Source organism: Bradyrhizobium diazoefficiens (assembly GCF_016616235.1).
In the GTDB taxonomy this organism is placed as follows: Bacteria; Pseudomonadota; Alphaproteobacteria; order Rhizobiales; family Xanthobacteraceae; genus Bradyrhizobium; species Bradyrhizobium diazoefficiens_H.
The window spans coordinates 1329143-1347786 of record NZ_CP067100.1; the positions used below are offsets into that span (position 1 = coordinate 1329143).

Annotated in this window: 23 protein-coding genes; 15 read left to right on the top strand and 8 right to left on the bottom strand. The window is 64.0% G+C overall.

Annotated features, from left to right (window positions below; translation table 11 throughout):
- The first annotated feature begins 314 nt into the window (after window positions 1–314).
- A complete protein-coding gene (locus JJB99_RS06240) occupies window positions 315–1343 on the top strand; it encodes a glycosyltransferase family 2 protein (RefSeq protein WP_200497946.1) in 1029 nt (342 codons plus the stop codon).
- A 15-nt stretch (window positions 1344–1358) separates the two neighbouring features.
- Here JJB99_RS06240 and JJB99_RS06245 read toward each other — a convergent pair whose 3' ends face one another.
- On the bottom strand, window positions 1359–2345 hold the full coding sequence (locus JJB99_RS06245; protein ID WP_200497947.1) for a glycosyltransferase: 987 nt from the start codon (window positions 2343–2345) through the stop codon (window positions 1359–1361).
- A gap of 278 nt (window positions 2346–2623) precedes the next feature.
- Here JJB99_RS06245 and JJB99_RS06250 point away from each other — a divergent pair, with 278 nt between their 5' ends.
- The 3 genes from JJB99_RS06250 (at window position 2624) to JJB99_RS06260 (ending at window position 6209) form a co-directional block, all read left to right on the top strand.
- On the top strand, window positions 2624–3976 hold the full coding sequence (locus JJB99_RS06250) for an O-antigen ligase family protein (RefSeq protein WP_200497948.1): 1353 nt from the start codon (window positions 2624–2626) through the stop codon (window positions 3974–3976).
- A gap of 121 nt (window positions 3977–4097) precedes the next feature.
- Window positions 4098–5243: a GNAT family N-acetyltransferase gene (locus JJB99_RS06255; RefSeq protein ID WP_200497949.1), complete on the top strand. Its 1146-nt coding sequence runs from the start codon at window positions 4098–4100 to the stop codon at window positions 5241–5243.
- Window positions 5244–5324: 81 nt separating this feature from the next.
- Window positions 5325–6209 carry a protein-L-isoaspartate O-methyltransferase family protein gene (locus JJB99_RS06260; RefSeq protein ID WP_200497950.1) on the top strand — a complete coding sequence of 295 codons (885 nt, stop codon included), beginning with the start codon at window positions 5325–5327 and terminating at the stop codon, window positions 6207–6209.
- Window positions 6210–6299: 90 nt separating this feature from the next.
- Here the strand turns inward: JJB99_RS06260 and wrbA are convergent, their stop codons facing one another.
- A complete protein-coding gene (wrbA, locus tag JJB99_RS06265) occupies window positions 6300–6899 on the bottom strand; it encodes an NAD(P)H:quinone oxidoreductase (RefSeq protein WP_200497951.1) in 600 nt (199 codons plus the stop codon).
- Window positions 6900–7065: 166 nt separating this feature from the next.
- Entirely contained in the window at window positions 7066–7764 is a 699-nt protein-coding gene (locus JJB99_RS06270; RefSeq protein ID WP_200497952.1) for a pirin family protein, read from the bottom strand.
- 154 nt (window positions 7765–7918) lie between these two features.
- Between JJB99_RS06270 and JJB99_RS06275 the strand changes: the two genes are divergently transcribed.
- Window positions 7919–8854 (top strand): LysR family transcriptional regulator, encoded by a 936-nt coding sequence (locus JJB99_RS06275; RefSeq protein WP_200497953.1) that lies wholly within the window; start codon window positions 7919–7921, stop codon window positions 8852–8854.
- A gap of 115 nt (window positions 8855–8969) precedes the next feature.
- Here the strand turns inward: JJB99_RS06275 and JJB99_RS06280 are convergent, their stop codons facing one another.
- The gene (locus tag JJB99_RS06280; RefSeq protein WP_200497954.1) at window positions 8970–9227 is read right to left on the bottom strand and encodes a hypothetical protein; all 258 of its coding nucleotides are present in this window, start codon (window positions 9225–9227) and stop codon (window positions 8970–8972) included.
- A 149-nt stretch (window positions 9228–9376) separates the two neighbouring features.
- Here JJB99_RS06280 and JJB99_RS06285 point away from each other — a divergent pair, with 149 nt between their 5' ends.
- The gene (locus JJB99_RS06285) at window positions 9377–10363 is read left to right on the top strand and encodes a tripartite tricarboxylate transporter substrate binding protein (protein ID WP_200497955.1); all 987 of its coding nucleotides are present in this window, start codon (window positions 9377–9379) and stop codon (window positions 10361–10363) included.
- Window positions 10364–10458: 95 nt separating this feature from the next.
- On the top strand, window positions 10459–10815 hold the full coding sequence (locus JJB99_RS06290) for a hypothetical protein (RefSeq protein ID WP_200497956.1): 357 nt from the start codon (window positions 10459–10461) through the stop codon (window positions 10813–10815).
- A gap of 3 nt (window positions 10816–10818) precedes the next feature.
- Here JJB99_RS06290 and JJB99_RS06295 read toward each other — a convergent pair whose 3' ends face one another.
- Window positions 10819–11286, bottom strand: coding sequence for a YbaK/EbsC family protein (locus JJB99_RS06295; protein WP_200497957.1), 468 nt, complete (start codon window positions 11284–11286; stop codon window positions 10819–10821).
- Between the two features lie 27 nt (window positions 11287–11313).
- Complete coding sequence (locus JJB99_RS06300; RefSeq protein ID WP_200497958.1) at window positions 11314–12045, bottom strand: haloacid dehalogenase type II; 732 nt, start codon at window positions 12043–12045, stop codon at window positions 11314–11316.
- Between the two features lie 384 nt (window positions 12046–12429).
- Here JJB99_RS06300 and JJB99_RS06305 point away from each other — a divergent pair, with 384 nt between their 5' ends.
- On the top strand, window positions 12430–12879 hold the full coding sequence (locus tag JJB99_RS06305; protein WP_200497959.1) for a hypothetical protein: 450 nt from the start codon (window positions 12430–12432) through the stop codon (window positions 12877–12879).
- Between the two features lie 236 nt (window positions 12880–13115).
- Complete coding sequence (locus tag JJB99_RS06310) at window positions 13116–13469, top strand: NIPSNAP family protein (protein WP_200497960.1); 354 nt, start codon at window positions 13116–13118, stop codon at window positions 13467–13469.
- Window positions 13470–13608: 139 nt separating this feature from the next.
- On the opposite strand, the gene JJB99_RS06315 is transcribed toward JJB99_RS06310, so the two are convergent.
- Entirely contained in the window at window positions 13609–14493 is an 885-nt protein-coding gene (locus JJB99_RS06315) for an amidohydrolase family protein (protein WP_200497961.1), read from the bottom strand.
- Window positions 14494–14625: 132 nt separating this feature from the next.
- Here JJB99_RS06315 and JJB99_RS06320 point away from each other — a divergent pair, with 132 nt between their 5' ends.
- The 5 genes from JJB99_RS06320 to JJB99_RS06340 all read left to right on the top strand — a co-directional run bounded on the left by JJB99_RS06320 (window position 14626) and on the right by JJB99_RS06340 (window position 17116).
- On the top strand, window positions 14626–15102 hold the full coding sequence (locus JJB99_RS06320; protein ID WP_200497962.1) for a MaoC family dehydratase: 477 nt from the start codon (window positions 14626–14628) through the stop codon (window positions 15100–15102).
- 12 nt (window positions 15103–15114) lie between these two features.
- The gene (locus tag JJB99_RS06325) at window positions 15115–15549 is read left to right on the top strand and encodes a MaoC family dehydratase (RefSeq protein WP_200497963.1); all 435 of its coding nucleotides are present in this window, start codon (window positions 15115–15117) and stop codon (window positions 15547–15549) included.
- Between the two features lie 211 nt (window positions 15550–15760).
- Window positions 15761–15886 carry a type B 50S ribosomal protein L36 gene (gene ykgO / locus JJB99_RS06330; RefSeq protein ID WP_006611362.1) on the top strand — a complete coding sequence of 42 codons (126 nt, stop codon included), beginning with the start codon at window positions 15761–15763 and terminating at the stop codon, window positions 15884–15886.
- Between the two features lie 122 nt (window positions 15887–16008).
- The gene (locus tag JJB99_RS06335) at window positions 16009–16653 is read left to right on the top strand and encodes a tetratricopeptide repeat protein (RefSeq protein WP_200500063.1); all 645 of its coding nucleotides are present in this window, start codon (window positions 16009–16011) and stop codon (window positions 16651–16653) included.
- A gap of 202 nt (window positions 16654–16855) precedes the next feature.
- Window positions 16856–17116 carry a hypothetical protein gene (locus JJB99_RS06340; RefSeq protein WP_200497964.1) on the top strand — a complete coding sequence of 87 codons (261 nt, stop codon included), beginning with the start codon at window positions 16856–16858 and terminating at the stop codon, window positions 17114–17116.
- Between the two features lie 7 nt (window positions 17117–17123).
- On the opposite strand, the gene JJB99_RS06345 is transcribed toward JJB99_RS06340, so the two are convergent.
- A complete protein-coding gene (locus tag JJB99_RS06345) occupies window positions 17124–17306 on the bottom strand; it encodes a hypothetical protein (RefSeq protein WP_200497965.1) in 183 nt (60 codons plus the stop codon).
- Between the two features lie 329 nt (window positions 17307–17635).
- Here JJB99_RS06345 and JJB99_RS06350 point away from each other — a divergent pair, with 329 nt between their 5' ends.
- Window positions 17636–18592, top strand: a complete 957-nt coding sequence (locus JJB99_RS06350) for an alpha/beta fold hydrolase (protein WP_200497966.1) — start codon at window positions 17636–17638, stop codon at window positions 18590–18592.
- The last annotated feature ends 52 nt before the right edge of the window (window positions 18593–18644 follow it).

Genomic DNA, 18644 nt, shown 5'->3' on the forward strand with positions numbered 1-18644 from the left:
CGCATCGCTTCACCGGTCGCGGTGCTTACGGTCGGGTTAATGCGCACTGCCGTTAACTACGGCATTGCTCATGTCAGGCCATCCTCGCCGCCATGGACCGCGAATTGCAGTACCACGCGCATAGGATTTCGCGGCAGAAACAGGCGAAAGCGGTTAAGTGCATTGGTGGGGAGAGATCTGCACTGTTGCGCTCCGCGGCGGCCGTTCATTTTGGGACCCATCCGTGCCGCGACAATGTGTCATCGCGGGACGATGCCCCATCCAGCGCGATCGAAGCAGGGCTTTTTCAATCTATCTCGGACATCTAGAACGTCATGACATTGATCCCGACAGACCTGTCCGCCGCGCGTATCCATGATGCCGTGTGCGATCCCAACCGGGAGATCGCGGCGAGTTCGCGCGTCATCGACCTGTCGGTCGGCATCGTGGTCTGCATTCCTTGCTTCCGCCGACCGCAGCATCTGCGGCTGACGCTGGACTCGCTCGTGAGCCAGCGCACCCCACGCGCCTTTGCCGTCGTCATGGTCGAGAACGATGCCGCACGGCGCGAAAGCGCGCCCGTTGCCGCCGAGTATCTCGCCGACGGCAGGCTGCAGGGCGTTTGTCTCGTGGAGAAGCGGCAGGGCAATTGCCAGGCGATCAACGCCGCGTTCGAGACGGCGCAGGCGCTGTTTCCCGCCGCGACCCGCTTCCTGATGATCGACGACGACGAGATCGCCTCGCCCGATTGGCTCGAACTCATGGTCCGCACCGCGGAGGCGACCGGCGCCGATGTGGTCGGCGGACCGGTGCTGCCTGACTTCGACGATGACAGTAAGCCGTGGCTTGCGCATCATCCCGCCTTCTGTCCCGCCTACGACTACACCGGCGCGGTGCCGCTGATCTATGGCTGCGGCAATTGTCTGATCACGCGGGCCGCGTTCGAGCGGTTCGAGCGTCCCGCGTTCGACCTGCGCTTCAATTTCCTCGGTGGCGGCGATTGCGATTTCTTCGTGCGCTGCCGCGATGCCGGCATGACGTTCCACTGGACTGCGGAGGCGGTTATCACCGAGACCGTGCCGCAGAACCGCTCCAGCTTCGGCTGGATCGCCAGGCGCGGCCTGCGCATCGGTGCGATCAATTACCGCGTGCAGTCCAAGGCCGCGCAAAGCGCCGGCGCGCGGGCGTGGGTGTTTGCGCAGATGCTGGGACGGCTGCCGCTGTCGTTGGTTCGCGCGGCCAGCCTGCTGACGTCGTCGAAAGCGATCATCGCGATACACCCGGTCATGGTCGCGCTCGGTGCCGTGCTCGCGGCGTTCGGCAGCGAGCCGAAGCCCTATGAGGCCTCGAAGATCGTATCCTGACACCACTGTGTCAGGTTAGATGCCGAAGCGGGCGAGGGCCGTCCTGGCCACCGCGCGCGGCAGCGCCCTGAGCGAGCGCCGGCCGATCATCCCCAGATAGCCGAGGGCCTGGCGATAGCGGCCGAAGCGGACCGCCTGCATCGCCGCATAGGTGACGAGATGGATCTCGGCGGCCTGGCGCAGTCCGGCTGCGGTGCTCTCGGGCAGCCGCGCCAGGATCAGGCCGTCGTCGAACACCCGCGCGATCGCGGGAAAGAAATCCTGCGGCGTCCGCACCGCCGCGTTCATGGTGTTGGCGGTGTGCAGGCGATAGTCGAGCAGCAGCTTTGGCGCGAACTCGAACTCGCCGATCGCGGCGAGACGGCACCAGCAATGCCAGTCCTCGCAATATCGGAGCGAGACGTCGAAGCCGCCGATGGCGCGGAAGGCTTCCGCACGCGCGAGCGCGATGCCACCGTTGACGATAAAGTTGCCGCTCGCGAGCCGCGCCAGCACGTCGCCGGAAGGCTTGCGGCGGCCTTTCAGCAGCCCGCGCCGGCCGATCTGCCGTCCCTCGCTGTCGATCGTGTTGTAGTCGCCGTAAACGAGAACCGCGCGCGGAGCGCCGCGCGCCGCCGCCAGCAGCGCCGCCGCGGCGCCGGGACGCAGGCGGTCGTCGGCGTCGAGAAAGAGAAGCCACTCGCCGCGCGCATGGCGCGCGCCAAGATTGCGGGCGGCCGACACGCCGGCGGAATCGTTGGTCATCAGGCGCAGCCGCGGGTCGCGAATGGCGCGAACGATCGCAATCGTGTTGTCGGACGAGCCGTCGTCCACGACGATCACCTCGCCCACCTCGCTCTGCGCCAGCGCACTGGCGAGGGTTTCGCCGACATAGGCCGCAGCGTTCTTGGCGGGAATAACGACCGACACCGGCGTGGTCGAGCTCGCCGGCAGCGGCAGACGCACGGCCGGAACGATGCGTGTGGTGGCCGGCAAATCGAGAACGTCTTCGGCGGTGATCAAGCTACGGCTCGTCTTTCAAGGATCTGTTAACCAGGGCGCAGCCGGAGATGCCGGCGAGTGCAGTCTCGACCGCGGCGGAAGATATCCGCATTAGTGCCAAAGCGTTGCCGCGAATGCCTGCGGCGCTGCCGGTTTCGCAGATTAGCGTTAAGCCGCCGGATCGAGCGTGCACCAATCTGCACGAACGCGGCCAGCCGCAGAGAGTGCTGGTTGACGGAAGGTTAACGGGGATGGCTTAAAACCTGAAGCTCTCCCGGCTTCATCACACGATTCAAGCCATGAGCCGCAACGCCGCCGACATGACCGACCTTGAGGCCCGATCGTTCGGCCGCGCCCTTCGCGAAGGGCTTGCGGGGCTGAGTGCCGTGCAGACAGCGCGCTGCCTCGTCGCGATTGCCGCCTTGCTTCTCGCGCTGGTAACGCTCGATCCGTTCCCCGACCTGCGCAATCCCGACGTGACCACCGTCGTCGGCGGACGAATGGCGGTAGCCTACATCTGTTTCGGCCTGCTCGCCGCGGTCGCGGTACTGTTCGTCGCGGTGACGGATGCACCCGCGCTGAAGACGCTGGTGAAGCCGCTGCATCTCTGCCTGGTCGGCTGGCTGCTGATCAACATCGTTTTCTCCGAGAGCCGCGGCGTGTCGGCCCAGCGCTTCGTGCTCGCCGCCAGCGCGACTTCGCTCGCCGTGCTCTTGCCGCTGTTGCCGCCGACGCAGCGCAGTTTCAATCTGTGCCTCGGTGCCGCCGCGCTCGTGCTGCTCACGCTCTGCTATCTCGGCGTCTTCCTGGCGCCGGAGTATTCGATGCATACCGCGCTCGATATCACCGAGCCGCAGCTCGCCGGCGACTGGCGCGGCAGTTTTGGCCACAAGAACGTCGCTTCGCCCGTGATGACCATCCTGGTCTATGTCGGCATCTACCTGGCTTCCGCTGGCTCATTTGTCATGGGGCCGGCAATCGCGGCGCTCGCCGGCATCTTTCTGATCTTCACCGGCGGCAAGACCTCCTCGGTGCTGTGCCTTGCGATCTACGCGCTGGCATCGCTGGTCTACGTGACGCGGAGCCTATGGGTAAAGCGGATCATCTGCTTCGTGCCATTGATCGCGATGAACCTGCTCACGGTCGGCAGTGTCCTCAGCCCGGCGCTCGGGACCATGACGCGGCTGCTTCCGCTCGATCCCACCTTCACCGGCCGTTCCGATATCTGGCAGTTCGCGCTTGCTGCCGTGGCCGAGAAGCCGGTCATTGGCCACGGCTACGCGGCCTTCTGGGACGACGTGACCGAACGGCAGACCGCTCAGGGCGCCGAATGGGCGACCTCGGCCGCGCACAGCCACAACAGCTATCTCGACCTCGCGGTCACCATCGGCCTGCCGGGCCTGCTGCTCGTCATTCTCGTGTTCGTGCTGGCGCCGCTGGTCAATTTCCAGTCCGCCCAGGCCCACAGCCGCAGTGGCGCGCTGGCCAAGCTGTTTCTGGCGGTATGGCTGTTCGGCCTCTACTACGGAACCACCGAGACCTTCCTGCTCGAGCGACAGAATCCGGTCTGGTTCATGTTCGCGCTCGCGGCGGCCGGCCTGCATTTCCTGGCCAGGTTCCAATGCGTCGCGCCGATGAAATCCGGACGCTGACAGTCTGTCGCAGCCGGTGCGGTTTTGGTGGGACCGGCTTAACGATAAGCAGCGACGTTGCTTGTGGTCCGCGGCAAAACATAATCTATCTGGAAAGATTCAGTAATCATGTGTCCCGCGGATGACGTTTCTCAGCGTCGAGCAGCTCAGCGATCAGGTGTCCAGCGCATCGGGACTCGCGGTCGATTTCGTGCGCGACTGGCGGCTGGCCGCCTCGCGCCTGAACGCGGGCCACCGCACCGCGTTCCAGCATGGTTACTGGCTCGGCGCCTGGTACCGGGCCTTCGGCGGCGTGGCGCCGCTGATTGCATTGATCTCCGATGCCGCGACCGGTAGGGATATCGCGGTGGTGCCGCTGGTCAGCCATGTGAGGCGCGGCATCCGCATCCTCGAGTTCGCCGATTTTGGCGTCTCCGATAACAACGCGCCGATCCTGGCGTCCGATGCCGCGCTGGATGCGGCGGCGATGGACGCGATCGGGCAGGCGCTGGTCGGCGCATTGTGCGCGCTGCCCGACGGCTTCGATCTGCTGCGCCTGAAGAAGATGCCGGCCCAGATCGGCGGCAAGCCGAACCCGCTGGTGTCGCTCGGCCGCATCGGGTCGAGCTCGCTCAACGGCAATCTCGTGCTGACCGGCGACGACTATGACGCCTACCAGGCCTCGATCAAGCGCATGCAGATGCCGCGCTGCTGGCGCGTGTTCAGCCGGCACCAAGGCGCGCGGTTCGAGATCGCCACAGATGTCACGCGCGCGCATGAGCTGCTGGACGTGATGGATCTCCAGCAGCAGGCGCGCATGAAGAAGCTCGGCTCGCGCTTCGTCCTCAACGACGACGCTCATGCACGGTTCTATCGCGAAGTCGCCCGCCACGGCGTTGCGGACGGTTATGCCGTCGTCTCGGCGCTGGTCTGCGACGAGGCCATCGTCGCCACCACGCTCGGCCTCAGGCATGGCGCGACCTATTTCCTCCTGCGCATCAGCCACGCCGGCGATTCATGGGCGAACTGCTCGCCGGGTCTGCTCGTCACCGAGCGCACCATGGCGGCGCTGCATGGAGAGGGCGTGCGCCGCTTCGATCTCAGCATCGGCAATCACGACTACAAGCGCCGCTTCGGCGCCGAGAGGGTGCCGCTGACCGACGTCAGCGTCGCGCTGTCCTGGCGCGGCGTGCCTTACGCCTTGCGCGACCATGCCGCGCAGGGCCTGCGCCGTTATCCCAGGCTTGCCGCCTTTGCCGCGCGCGCCATGGGAAGGACCGCACGCTGAGTGTGCGGTGCCGCCGGTTGCGGTGGCCACTCGCATATCGCAGTCGTTGTGGTACGGTCGCATCCGCTCCAGGGAGGCGACATGGAAGACCGTTCAGAGAAATATCGCGCGTTCTATGCACAGTTGATGTGCGCCGCGGCCAAGGTTACAGACCCTCGAATCGAACAAGCATTCCGGACCGTCAGGCGCGAGTCCTTCGCCGGCCCCGGGCCGTGGTCGATCGCATGCGGCGGTCACCCCTATGTCGTGACACCCGACGATGACCCGGCCTTCCTCTATCAAAACACGCTGCTGGCGCTCGATCCGGCACGCGGTCTCAACATCGGCATGCCCGGCGGACACGCTTATTGGCTGAACGGCTGCGCAGTGAAGGAAGGCGAGACCGTGCTCCAGATCGGCGCGGGCACCGGCTACTACACCGCAATTCTCGCCGAACTCGCAGGGCCCTCCGGCCGCGTCTATGCCTATGAGATCGACGAAGGCCTTGCCGCACGCGCGCGCGAGAACTTGAAGGATATCGCCACAGTCGAGCTGCGCGGGCACTCGGGCATAGCGTCGGACTTGCCGGACGCGGACGTGATCTATGTCTGCGCGGGAGCCGCGCAGCCGGCCACGGAATGGCTGGAGGCGCTGCGGCCCGGCGGCCGGCTGGTGTTCCCATTGGCGCCCGAGGGGGTGCACGGCGGCATGTTGATGATCACGCGCCCGGCGCAGGGCGCAATCTGGCCCGCCAAATTCCTGAGCCGCGCCCAGTTCATCGGCTGTGCGGGACTCCAGGATGCCGATGCCGGCCGCCGGCTGGCCGAGGCGTTCGCAAAAGGTTGGGACAGCGTGCAGTCGCTGCGCAGAGGCGCGACACCCGACGCAACCTGCTGGTTCGCCGGCAACGGCTGGTGGCTGTCGACTGCGCCGGCACCTGCGCCGGTGGTCGGCATTCCACCGCGTGCGGACCTCACGCAAGCGTAGTGTTCCGTGTGACGGGCGGCATTCTACGAAGAGAATGCCGTCCGCCTTGCATCAGCCATGCAACCGGTCGTGAAGCTTAAGGCGAGAAGCTCAGCCGAGCAGCTTCTTGGCGGTCTCCGCGATCTGGCGGCCCTGATAGCGCGCGCCGGCGAGCTCGTTAGCGCTGGGCTGGCGGCTGCCGTCGCCGCCGGTGATCGTGGTGGCGCCATACGGCGCGCCGCCGGTGACCTCGTCGAGCTTCATCTGGCCCGCGAAGCCGTAGTTCAACCCGACGATGGTCATCCCGAAATGCAGGAGGTTGGTGATGATCGAGAACAGCGTGGTCTCCTGGCCGCCATGCTGGGTCGCGCTCGCGGTGAAGGCGCCGCCGACCTTGCCGTGCAGCGCGCCCTTGGCCCAGAGCCCGCCGGCTTGGTCCAAAAAGTTCGCCATCTGCGAGGCCATCCGGCCGAAGCGGGTGCCGGTGCCGACGATGATCGCGTCGTAATTGGCGAGGTCCTCGATCTTGGCGACCGGCGCGGCCTGGTCGACCTTGTAATAGGACGCCTTGGCGACTTCGGCCGGCACCAGCTCGGGCACGCGCTTGATGTCGACGGTGGCGCCGGCTTCGCGCGCGCCTTCGGCGACGGCGTTGGCCATCGCTTCGATGTGGCCATAGGCGGAATAATAGAGGACGAGAACTTTGGTCATGGTGGTCTCCGTTGGGTGGTAGGGCAGTTGGTGTTCGTGATTCCGTCGTTCCGGGGCGATGCGAAGCAAGGAACTACGGCGCGATTGCGCACCGGAGAACCTCGAGATTCCGGTCTGGCGCTTCGCGCCATCCCGGAATGACGGCCGATGATGTCGTTCGTCGGACTTACGCCGCGTCGACGAGCACAAGCTCGGCATCTTCGAGGGCCGTGATCTTCAGCCTGTCCTCGTCGCGGATTGCGGCGCCGTCGCGGGCGTTGACGCGGATACCGTTGATCTCGACTGAACCTGCCGCCGGCACGAGATAGAGGTGCCGCGACTTCTGCGGGGTGTACTCCGCGCTCTCGCCGGCTTTCAGCGTGGTGGCGAGCACCCGCGCATCGGCGCGGATCGGCAGCGCGTCGGTGTCGTTGCCGTCGCCGCTCGCGATGGTGACGAGCTTGCCGGAGCGATCAGCCTTCGGGAACGGCTTTGAGCCCCAGGTCGGCTGTCCGCCGCGTGTCGCAGGCTCGATCCAGATCTGGAAAATCCGCGTTTTGGTCGGCTCCAGATTGTATTCGGAGTGACGGATGCCGCTGCCGGCGCTCATCACCTGCACGTCGCCCGCTTCGGTGCGGCCCTCGTTGCCGAGACTGTCCTGATGGGTGATCGCGCCCTCGCGCACATAGGTGATGATTTCCATGTTGGCGTGGGGATGGGCTGGAAAGCCGGTATTCGGCGCGATCTCGTCATCATTCCACACCCGCAATGCGCCGTGACCCATGTTGTTCGGATCGTAGTGGCCAGCGAAGGAGAAGTGATGCTTGGCCTTGAGCCAGCCGTGATCGGCGCCACCGAGCTTTGCGAAAGGTCTGAGTTCGATCATTTGCTTGATCCTCGTTTGAGTGGGAGGCGCCTTGATCAGGCGCCGCTCCAGTCCTGAATTTCCGATGACCCTTGGATAAGCTTCCGTTTGTGGTATAGAAATAGAAACTGTTGAAACGCATTGTTTCTCAATTAGACCTGTCGAGGGCGCTCACATGGCCAAGCTTCCCGATTTCGAGGCGCTCGCGATTTTCGCAAAAGTCGTGGAATTACGTTCGTTTGCGGGGGCCGCGAGCGAACTCGCAATGTCCAAGGCGACGGTGTCCAAGGCGGTGACGCGGCTGGAAGAGCGGCTCGGCGCCCGTCTGTTCAACCGCACCTCGCGCCGGCTGGCGCTGACCGACGCCGGCCACAAGCTTGCGGAGCGGGCGACACGTTTGCTCGTCGACGGCGAGGCGGCTGAGAACGAGGCGCTGGCACAATCGGTCGCGCCGCGTGGCCTGGTGCGGCTCGCCGTGCCCATGACCTTCGGCGTCAAGGCGGTGGCTCCGCTGCTGCCGGAATTCTTCGCGACCTATCCCGAGGTCTCCGTCGATCTTCACTTGAGCGATGCGACCGTCGACCTGATCGGCGAGGGTTTTGACATGGCGGTGCGGATTGCACGGCTGCCGGACTCTTCGCTGATCGCACGGCGGCTCTTCACCATGCCGCGCTTCACCGTGGCCGCGCCGTCCTATCTTAGGAAGCATGGCCGGCCGACGCATCCGATGCATCTGGCCGAGCACAAATGCTTCAGCTACGCCTATCTCTCCACGCCCAATATCTGGCACTACACCAATTCGGCCGGCGAGCAGGCCAGCGTGCGGCCGGGCGGACAGCTTCGCGTCAACAATGGCGAAGCCGTGATGCCGGCGCTGATCGCGGGCCTCGGCATCGCCGACTTGCCTGAATTCATCGTCGGCGACGCCATCTCCTCCGGCGCCATCGAAGTGATCCTGAAAGACTGGAAACAGGCCGAAGGCGCCGTGCACCTCGTGACCCCGCCCGGCGGCCCGCGCCCCGCCCGCGTCGAGGCGCTCGGCGATTTCCTCGCGGCGAAGCTGCCGGGCACGTGCAAGCGCCGGCCGCGCGGGAAGGTGAAGACATTGTAGCGAGCGCTCTCAACGATCTCGTCATTGCGAGCGCAGCGAAGCAATCCAGAATCCCTCCGCGGAGCCACTCTGGATTGCTTCGTCGCAAGAGCTCCTCGCAATGACGGTGTTCTTATTACGACACCTTCACCCCGTCGATCACGGCAATGCGCAAGCTCGGCTTCAGCGTCTCTTCCAGCTGCGACTTCAATTCGTGCACACGTGGGTCGCTCGAGCGGGCCGCGCAAACCGCGTATTGATGGACCGATTGCGCCAAAGCGCGCCGCGCTTCCGGCGTTCGCGTCACGTCGGGCTTCGAAAGTCGCAGGACGATCGCGGCGAGATTCACCAGCATTTCGTCCAGCGCAACGTCGATGGTCGCGAGTCTTCCCATGGCACCACTCCCTGCGAGGGCAACAATGGCCTCCGGGATGCGTTCCTGACCGGGCTGAACATGGCTAACGCTTCGTAAACGTCTTGTTCTTGCCGATTGCCGCGCTAGGTTACGGTGGAAACAAGAAAAATCGGGGGAGGGGACCTGTCATGGATCGACGCGATCTCTTGCGCGCGGTTGCCGCATTGCCGCTATTGCGGCTCGCAGCACCGGACGAAGCTTTCGCGCAAGCCTATCCGGTGCGCAACATCACCCTGATCGTGCCGTTTCCCGCCGGCGGGCAGGCCGATCTTGCGGCGCGCCCCGTGGCTATGGCGCTGGAGCGCATTCTCGGCAAGGCTGTGATCGTCGACAACCGCGCCGGCGGCGGGGGCGGATCGGTCGGCAATGCCGCAGCAGCGCGCGCCGAGCCCGACGGCTACACGCTGCTGATGACGCTGTCCTCGCTCGCGGTGCTGCCCGAGGCCGACCGGCTGTTCGAGCGCCCGGTCGCCTACGAGGTCTCGCAATTCATGCCGATCGCGCGCGTGCTCGCCGATCCCACTCTGCTTGCGGTGCCGGCCTCGGCACCGTGGAAGACGGCGCAGGAATTCGTCGAGGACGCCAGGAAGCGGCCCGGCCAGATCACTTATGGCTCGTCCGGCCCGTACGGCACGCTGCACGTCGCGATGGAGATGTTCGCAAGCAGCGCCGATATCAAATTGCTGCACGTGCCGTTCCGCGGCGCAGGCCCGGCGCTGACCGCGCTGCTCAGCGGCACCGTGCAGGCGATCGCCGCGGCGCCGGGGACGCTGAAGCCGCAGGTCGACGACGGCAAGCTGCGCGTGCTCGGCAATTGCGGCGCGCAGCGCATCGCGAGCTTCCCTGACGTGCCGACGTTCCAGGAACTCGGCTACAAGGACGTCGAGATGTACATCTGGGCCGGCTTGTTCGCGCAAAGCACGTTGCCCGCGCCGATTGCGATGCGCCTGCGCGAGGCGATGGCGCAGGTGATGAGGAGCCCCGACGTGCTCAAATCCTTCGAGGCTTCGGGCAGCCTCGTCGCCTATCAGGACGCGCCGGCCTTCTCCGAATTCGTGGCAGTCGACAGCGCGCGGCTGATCGCGGCGGTGAAGAAGATCGGCAAGGTGGAGTAAGTTCCGGCCGCACTTTCACATTTTGTTGTTGGTCCAGAACCGGCTCCGGCCTCATTGATTGGTGAGAATTCGAGGGATTCGAGAAGGATCGGGATATGCGAACAGAGCGGATTGCGCTGGGTGTCGTGCTCGCGATCGGCGGCATGGTGGCGCAAGGCGCTGCATCCGCCGAAGAGTATCGCGGAACCATGGAGCAGCAGATGGCGTGCACGCCGGATGTGTGGCGGCTGTGCAGCGATCAGATTCCGGACGTGAACCGTATCGTGGCCTGCCTGCAACAGAACACGCCGCAGCTCTCCAGCGGCTGCCGCGCGGTGTTCCGGTCCAACAACCAGGTGCAGCCGCAGCAGCAGGGGCCGCGGGGACGCGCCGCGCCCGCGCCACGTTACAATGCCGCGCCGCCTCCGCCGGCGGCCGCACCGGCACCCCGGCCCTATGATGATGACGATTAGTCCCTAGGGCCTGACTTCGCAGACGTCGATCCATTCGGCGCCGACGAGTTCAGCCATCCGTTCCGGCGCAATGCGCACCCCGCTGTGGGTCGAGCCCGCGGCAGGAACGACGATGTCGAACGCTTTCAGCGACACGTCGCAATAAATCGGCAGCGGCGACTTCAGCCCGAACGGGCAGACGCCGCCGACCTCGTGGCCGGTGATCTCGGCGACCTCTTTCAGCCCAAGCATCTTCGGCTTGCCGCCGAACTGCGCCTTGACCTTCTTGTTGTCCATCCGCGAGGTACCGCTCGCGACGATCAGGATGACGCGCTCGCCGATCCGCAAGGACAGCGTCTTGGCGATCCGGCCGGGCTCGACGCCATAGGCCTCCGCAGCGAGCGGCACCGTGGCCGAGCTGATCGGGGATTCGATGACGGTGATATCGGAGGCATTCTCGGCGAAGAAGGCGCGAACGGATTCCAGGCTCATTCACAACTCACGGGCGGCCGGCGATCTCTAGACGATTCCGGGGAGTTCAGATAGCGAGCGGACGCGGTGGTCCGGCGCGAAGCCAAGCTCGTCCATTTGGGTGCGGATCGCCCTAAACATCGTCAGCGGTGCCACGAATTCGTTCTCGACGCAAGCCAGCGCCATCGCCTCGGGCGTGACGCGCTCGATCCAGGCGACGTTCAATCCAAACGACTTGGCGCCGGCGACGTCCCAGGGATTTGAGGAGACGAACAGCACCTCGTCCGGTGCGGTGCCGAGCACCTCGCCGATCAGCTCATAGGCCTGCGGGCTCGGCTTGAAGACCTTCTTCGCATCGACGCTGATGGTGGCATCGAGCAGGCGATCGAGCCCGGAATTGCGCACCAGCGCATTGAGCATGTCCGGACTGCCATTGGAGAGGATGGCGAGCTTGCGCGGCTTCAATGCTGTGAGCGCCGCCGCCGCATCCGGATAGAGATCGAGATGCAGATATTTCTCGATCACCCGCTCGAACGCGTCGTTCTCGTAGGCGAGCCCGAGCAGGCGCAGCGTATAGGCAAGCGAGTCGCGCGTGACGGCGCTAAAATCCTGGTAGCGCCGCATCAGCGAGCGCAGCCAGGAATATTCGAGCTGCTTGATCCGCCAGACCTGCGTGATGATCTCGCCATAGCCCGGAAACGCATCCTCGGTGATGTCGGCGACCGACTGGATGTCGTAGAGCGTTCCGTAGGCGTCGAACACGACGGCTTTGATGGGCAATTGGCGCTCCTGCAGGCTCGTTGCGGGCGTCAGTACTATACCCGGCGCGCGAGATTGACCCAAAAGGAAACTCGGGCGCTATAAATCTGCACGTTTGGTCGCATGAGGGCCCATGAATACATCCATGAATACAGATGCCGTCCTCATAGCGGGACCCTTAGTTCGGGCCTCAAGCTGGGAGCCTACAGCCGAAAAGCTGCGCGACTCGGGATGGCACGTACAAGTGCCGGACATTTTAGCGCATCTAATCTCCCCGCCGGCATGGAGTGCGTGGAGCCGCAGTCTTGTCAATCACATTGCTCCTGCAAATGAACTGGTGTTGATTGGCCACAGCTCCGCCAGCGCTCTAGCCGCCGATCTGGCGACCAAGTTGCCCGCGAAGGCGTGATCATTGTCGATGGCGACATCCCGCCGATAGAAGGCGCGGCGTACCCGGTCAGGCCAGCTCTGCACGCCTTCATTCGAAATCTTGCAGGAGCAGATGGATCCCTTCCGGTGTGGTCAAAATGGTTCGACGGTGACGGACACCGCGCCTCTTTGGTGGGCATCGACATCTTGAAAAGTGATCGCAGCGCGTTCGCTCAGTTCGAAAATGGTCTGCCAAAGATGCACATCAGTTGGTTCGACGAGACTATCGACCTCGCCAGATGGGATCATGTTCCAGCCGGATTCATCCAAACTTCAAGGCTCTACGACCACGCAACAGTGGAAGCGCGCCGCCGCGGCTGGCCAGTTATCGACTGGGCAGGGACCCATCTCGATCCAACCCTCCGTCCTGCCGAAACCGCGAATGCTATTGCTGCTATCGCGCGCACCCTTGGAGCGATCCGTTAGCAGGTAAATCGGCTTCGTCTGCCGTAGTCCTCAACCGGCGGTTTTGGCCCATTGCAGACATCGGACATTGTCCCGCGGGCGATGAAAGCCTTTCGGAGGCATTGAAAAGACATCTTGCTTGGGGCCACTCCAGCGCGGCGGACCATGTCCAGAGCGGCCCTTCAATCATCCTACGTACCGCGCCGTTGACAGCAATTTGTTCCGATTACATCTTCGGATCGAAGTGGAGATGGGCGATGATCCAGCAACTGCGCATCTATGAAATCTTCGAAAACAACAAGGCAGCGTTCCACGCGCGCTTTCGCGAACATGCCGCACGTATCATGCGAACGAGATACGGTTTTCAAATCGTCGCGATGTGGGAAACAAGGTTCGGCGACAGAACCGAATTCGCCTACCTTTTGGAATGGCCGGACGAGGCGGTGAAGACCGCGGCATGGTCAGCCTTCATGGCCGACGCCGAATGGTCAGAGATAAAGCGGGTTACACATTCCGAGCACGGCCTGATGGTAGGCCAGATCGAGGACCGTTTGCTGACGCCGACGGATTATTCGCCATCGAAGGGGCAGAGCCTCTTGGTGGCATCTTGAACGCAACGGGTAGCCAGGAAGATTTGGTCGGACGAGCGAAGCCCATCATCTCCCGGACAACGGCAAGACGGTTGATGGGGTCGCTGCGCTCTAGGCGCCATAAGGACCAAGCAGACTCCGCTAGTCCATGTGGACGCGCCTAAATCCCCAGAATCTTCCGCGCGTTCGCCTTCAACACCTTCGGCCGGATCTCGTCGCGGATGTCGATCTTGGCGAAATCCGACAGCCAGCGGTCCGGCGTGATCACCGGCCAGTCCGAGCCGAACAGCATCTTGTCCTGCAGGATCGAGTTGATGTAGCGCACCAGGATCGGCGGGAAGTATTTCGGCGACCAGCCGGAGAGATCGATGTAAACGTTCGGCTTGTGGGTCGCGACCGACAGGGCCTCCTCCTGCCAGGGGAAGGAGGGGTGGGCGAGGATAATCTTGAGGTCGGGGAAATCGGCCGCGACGTCGTCCATGTACATCGGGTTGGAATATTTCAGCCGCATCCCCATGCCGCCGGGCATGCCGGAGCCGACGCCGGTCTGGCCGGTGTGGAACAGCGCGATCGCGCCGCCATTGTTGATCTCTTCATAGAGCGGATAGGCCATGCGGTCGTTGGCGTAGAAGCCCTGCATGGTCGGATGGAATTTGAAGCCGCGCACACCGTACTCCTCGATCAGCTTGCGCGCCTCTCGCACGCCCAGCTTGCCCTTGTGCGGGTCGATCGAGACGAAGGGGATGAGGACGTCGAGATGGTCGGAGGCGATCTCCAGCATCTCCTCGTTCTTGTAACGGCGGAAGCCGGTCTCGCGCTCGGCGTCGACCGGGAAGATCACCGCAGCGATGTTTTTCGAGCGGTAATAGGCCGCGGTCTCCGGCACCGTCGGCGGATGCTTGTGCGGCGACTTGAAATATTCCGCCATCTGCGCCTGGAAATCGTCATAGCCGTCGTCGGGATGGGTGCCGCAGGGCTCCTCGGCGTGGGTGTGGATGTCGATGGCGACGACGTTGTCGATATCAGGCAGCTTCAGCTTCGGCATGGGTGTCCTCCCGAGGGGTTGCCAAATTGATTATATGATATAACGAGTTTGGCAAGCGCTCATCGGCAGCTTTCGCGAATGAGCGTCCCTGCGCTAATGTCCTGGCAACTAAGAGGTACCGGGAGGCGGAAAATGGTGGAGGTGCAGGCCTTTGAGACCGATTTCTGGAAGGACGCCAGATCGCGCAAGGTGTGGGACGAGATCGTCCCCGGCGAGCCCCGCAAGACCCTCCCCTGCACGCTGACGCGCGAGGCGATCGAGCTCTACTGCAAATCGGTCGGCGAGACCCATCCGCTCTATTTCGACGAGGCCTATGCCAAGACGACGCGCTATGGCGGGCTGATCGCGCCCCCTTCGATCCACATCATGCTGATGTTCGCGTGCACGCCGGCCGACGACTGGATGCGCTCGCCCGGCACGGTCAATGCCGGACAGTCCTGGAGCTACAACATCCCGGCCCGCCCCGGCGACGTCATCACTTTGCAGGCGCGTGCTCTCGACAAATTCATCAAGCGCGAGCGGCTGTTCGTGGTGCACGACAACGTCTTCTTCAACCAGAGCGGCGACGTCATCTGTTCCGGCCGCGGCTGGACCATCCGGCCGGCTTGAGGGGAGGGCGCCATGACCGTCACGTTCGAAGGCCTCGAGGCCGGCGACACGATCGAAGGGCCGAACTTCGCGGTGACGCGCGAGTCTATCCGCCTGTTCTGCGATGCCTCGCTCGATTACAACCCGCTGCATCTCGACGACGAGTATATGAAGGGCAGTTTCGGCAAGACGCAGTTCGGCGGCGTCATCATGCATGGCATGAACAATTTCGGCCTGATCTCGCGCATGCTCACCGACTGGGCCTATCCGGCTGGGGCGATCCACAGGCGGCTGGAGACGCGCTGGTTGAAGCCGGTGCGCCCCGGCGACACCATCCGGCCGTCAGGAGTCATCAAGGCAAAACAGGTTACGGCCAAAGCGCGCTGGGTCCTCATCGATGTCGTCGTGCGGAACCAAGACCAGGAGCGGGTCGCAACCGGCGAGGCTATGATTGAGTTTCCGGCTTGAAAAGGGCCCGTTTCAGCCCTTTCTCGCTCAGCCGGTGGGGTTAATCAGCGCGGAATGGCCTGTTTGGATTGACATCACCTCCCCGCATGCCTTAAGAACCGCCCCGTCCCGGGCGGTCGGTCCGCCAGCGGGAAAAATCTCATTTTGCCACATTCGCGCGTGCCGAAACGGTAGTGCCGAACACGGCCTTTCGAACGTTCAGGATTCTGCCATGAAGGTCCGTAACTCGCTGAAATCGCTGCGCGGTCGCCACCGCGCCAACCGTCTGGTCCGCCGCAAGGGCCGGGTCTATGTGATCAACAAGGTGCAGCGCCGCTTCAAGGCTCGCCAGGGCTGATTCGCCAAGGCTGATCCGCCAAGGCTGAATTGCCTGCGCGCGTCCTGCAAGACCACTGTCTCACACGAGTTTGACGCCGCCCCTGCTATGCAAGGGCGGCTTTACGCGTTTAGACTTGCATGATGGCTGTGAGATTCCGTTTCGCGCGCACCCTGTGTCTGGCTCTTGTGCTGGGGACCGCCGGGCTGGCTCCAGCCTTGGCGCAGCAGATTGAGCCGCCGGCCCCGCCCGGCAAGGAGCAGAAGAAGCTTCCGGAAGCGCCGGCCAAGCTGCCGAAGGTCGATCGCAGCAAAAATCTCGATTTCCTGTTCGGCGCGCTGAAGGCTGCGCCCGACGAGGCCAGCGCCAAGCATGTCGAGGCGCGGATTTGGGCGATCTGGATTCACACTCCCAGCGACACCGCGGCGCTCCTGATGGCGCGGGCCAAGACCGCGGTCGAGGCGCAGAAGATCGAGGTCGCGATCAAGCTGCTGGATTCGGTCATCAAGCTCAGGCCCGACTATATCGAGGCCTGGAACCGGCGTGCCACGCTTTACTACATGCAGAACGACTACGGCCGCTCGCTCGCCGACATCCGCGAGGTGCTGATCCGGGAGCCCCGCCATTTCGGCGCGCTCGCAGGCCTCGGCATGATCATGCAGGAGATCGGCGACGAGAAGCGCGCGCTCGAGGCCTACCGCAAGGCCCTCGCGGTCAACCCGCACCTTGAGAAGATCCCCGAGCAGGTCAAGGCGCTGACCGAGAAGGTCGAAGGCCGCGATATTTAGAGCACGATCCGGACCGGAAGGGCCGCGTTAGCGCAAATTGTGCAGCGGTTTCCGGTAAGATCGTGCTCGAGCAAATTACGGACAAGTCGATCAGCTCTTGAGCCGGTGCGGCGGAGGTGGATTAACCACGATGAGACGCGCCGCGTTGCAAGGGGTATTGGCGCCGCGGCCGCGGGCTTACCTTCATGGCAGGAGCACGGCCATGAAGCGTTTGATCCTTGCAGGTACATTGCTGCTGGCGTCGGGGACGGTGAGTCTCGCCGACGGATTGTTCTGGGTGGTCGGCAACCGCGCCACCGGCAAATGTCACATCGTGACCAGCAATCCTGTGATCGACGGCGACATCTGGTTTGGGGACGGCCCCTATAAGTCCAAGGCCGACGCCAAGCTTGCCCGTTCGACGATCCGCGCCTGTCCCGCGGTTACGGCGGACGAGGAAAAGGCCGAGGACAGCTCGAACTAGCCTGCACTCAGTGCAGGACGCTGCCGCCGCGCTCGGTAAGGCCGCGATCGGCTGCTGCGGCGTAAGCCTTTGCCAGCTCCGCCTCGAGATGCTCGTTGATGAGGAGCAGCGCGCGCACGGCACCACGCAGGTCGCCGTTGCAGCTCGCCACGATCTCATCGATCGCAGTGTCGTTGGATCTGAAGCTCATCGAAAATTCTCCGGTTCAAATCAGGACAAATCCTGCCGGCCAATTCCTCACATCCCCGAGGTTGCGAGGAGGATCGGCGCCCACCCGCGTCTAGATGGCGGAACCGACCGTGGCGATTATATGGAAGCCGCGATGACGACTGCATGAAGCTGGTCCGAGGCTTGTGTGCCACGGGAACTGACATTGATTTTACTCAGCTTTTTGGTTCGGCAATTATGCACATATCCACAGCCCCCCATTTGCGGTGGAATTGCTGAAGCCGACGGAGCGAAACTGGCTTCCGCCAAACCCGTAGCTGCGATGTGCACTGGATTTCCCGGACAGTCTCCATGATCGTGATGTCAGTCGTGACCGCGCTGGTTCTGCTGGCGCTGATCACGCAGGCCGGCGTTGTGGCCGTGCAGCGCGCCTTTCCGCCGCAGGGACGGATGATCGAGGTCGAGGGCGCGAGCCTCCACGTCGTCGACGTCGGTCCGCGCGATGCCGGCCTGCCGATCGTGATGCTGCACGGCGCGAGCTCCAATCTGGAGGCGATGCGGCGCCCGCTCGGCGACATGCTCGCCAGCGATCATCGCGTCATCCTGATCGACCGTCCGGGCCACGGCTGGAGCACGCGCGCGCGGCGGCAGGATTCGACGCCACAGATCCAGGCGCGGATGATCGACGAGACGCTTGGCAAGCTCGGGATCGAACGCGCCGTGTTCGTGGTGCATTCCTGGAGCGGCGCGCTGGGCGCGCGGATCGCGCTCGATTATCCTGGCCGCGTCGCCGGCCTCGTGATGCTCGCGCCCGTCACCCATCCCTGGCGCGGCGGTGTCGGCCGATACAACGAGATCATCGCAACGCCGGTGATCGGCCCGCTGCTCGCCTACACGATCACGCTGCCGCTCGGCTACTTTCTCGCCGAACCCGGCGCGCGCGACGTGTTCCTGCCGCAGATGATGCCCGATGGTTTCGTGCAGGACTCCGCGACGCCGCTCTTGCTGCGCCCGCGCGAGTTCATCGCCAATGCCTATGATCTGCTGACGCTGAAGCAAGCGGTGACTGCGCAAGCTCCGCGTTATGGCGAGATCAAGGTGCCGGTCACCATCATCGCCGGCGAGCCGGACAAGACGGTGAGGACCGAGATCCACGCGCGTCCGTTCGCAGCTCTGCTGCCGAACGCCAAGCTGATTGTGCTGCCCGATCTCGGCCACATGGTGCAGAACGCGGTGCCGGATCTGGTGAAGACGGAGATCGAGACCATGATCGAAAGAATCACCCCGGCGCAGGCGGCCGCCGATTAGATACGTTCTCGAGCGACGTGGAGACCGGTTCGCGTGAAGAAAACGCGTCAAA

What these genes read in the sequence shown, in the direction of transcription:
- JJB99_RS06240 (WP_200497946.1), top strand. Translation starts at nt 315, where the DNA reads ATGACATTGATCCCGACAGACCTGTCCGCCGCGCGTATCCATGATGCC.
- JJB99_RS06250 (WP_200497948.1), top strand. Translation starts at nt 2,624, where the DNA reads ATGAGCCGCAACGCCGCCGACATGACCGACCTTGAGGCCCGATCGTTC.
- JJB99_RS06255 (WP_200497949.1), top strand. Translation starts at nt 4,098, where the DNA reads ATGACGTTTCTCAGCGTCGAGCAGCTCAGCGATCAGGTGTCCAGCGCA.
- JJB99_RS06260 (WP_200497950.1), top strand. Translation starts at nt 5,325, where the DNA reads ATGGAAGACCGTTCAGAGAAATATCGCGCGTTCTATGCACAGTTGATG.
- wrbA (WP_200497951.1), bottom strand. Translation starts at nt 6,899, where the DNA reads ATGACCAAAGTTCTCGTCCTCTATTATTCCGCCTATGGCCACATCGAA.
- JJB99_RS06270 (WP_200497952.1), bottom strand. Translation starts at nt 7,764, where the DNA reads ATGATCGAACTCAGACCTTTCGCAAAGCTCGGTGGCGCCGATCACGGC.
- JJB99_RS06275 (WP_200497953.1), top strand. Translation starts at nt 7,919, where the DNA reads ATGGCCAAGCTTCCCGATTTCGAGGCGCTCGCGATTTTCGCAAAAGTC.
- JJB99_RS06280 (WP_200497954.1), bottom strand. Translation starts at nt 9,227, where the DNA reads ATGGGAAGACTCGCGACCATCGACGTTGCGCTGGACGAAATGCTGGTG.
- JJB99_RS06285 (WP_200497955.1), top strand. Translation starts at nt 9,377, where the DNA reads ATGGATCGACGCGATCTCTTGCGCGCGGTTGCCGCATTGCCGCTATTG.
- JJB99_RS06290 (WP_200497956.1), top strand. Translation starts at nt 10,459, where the DNA reads ATGCGAACAGAGCGGATTGCGCTGGGTGTCGTGCTCGCGATCGGCGGC.
- JJB99_RS06295 (WP_200497957.1), bottom strand. Translation starts at nt 11,286, where the DNA reads ATGAGCCTGGAATCCGTTCGCGCCTTCTTCGCCGAGAATGCCTCCGAT.
- JJB99_RS06310 (WP_200497960.1), top strand. Translation starts at nt 13,116, where the DNA reads ATGATCCAGCAACTGCGCATCTATGAAATCTTCGAAAACAACAAGGCA.
- JJB99_RS06315 (WP_200497961.1), bottom strand. Translation starts at nt 14,493, where the DNA reads ATGCCGAAGCTGAAGCTGCCTGATATCGACAACGTCGTCGCCATCGAC.
- JJB99_RS06320 (WP_200497962.1), top strand. Translation starts at nt 14,626, where the DNA reads ATGGTGGAGGTGCAGGCCTTTGAGACCGATTTCTGGAAGGACGCCAGA.
- JJB99_RS06325 (WP_200497963.1), top strand. Translation starts at nt 15,115, where the DNA reads ATGACCGTCACGTTCGAAGGCCTCGAGGCCGGCGACACGATCGAAGGG.
- ykgO (WP_006611362.1), top strand. Translation starts at nt 15,761, where the DNA reads ATGAAGGTCCGTAACTCGCTGAAATCGCTGCGCGGTCGCCACCGCGCC.
- JJB99_RS06335 (WP_200500063.1), top strand. Translation starts at nt 16,009, where the DNA reads ATGGCTGTGAGATTCCGTTTCGCGCGCACCCTGTGTCTGGCTCTTGTG.
- JJB99_RS06340 (WP_200497964.1), top strand. Translation starts at nt 16,856, where the DNA reads ATGAAGCGTTTGATCCTTGCAGGTACATTGCTGCTGGCGTCGGGGACG.
- JJB99_RS06345 (WP_200497965.1), bottom strand. Translation starts at nt 17,306, where the DNA reads ATGAGCTTCAGATCCAACGACACTGCGATCGATGAGATCGTGGCGAGC.
- JJB99_RS06350 (WP_200497966.1), top strand. Translation starts at nt 17,636, where the DNA reads ATGATCGTGATGTCAGTCGTGACCGCGCTGGTTCTGCTGGCGCTGATC.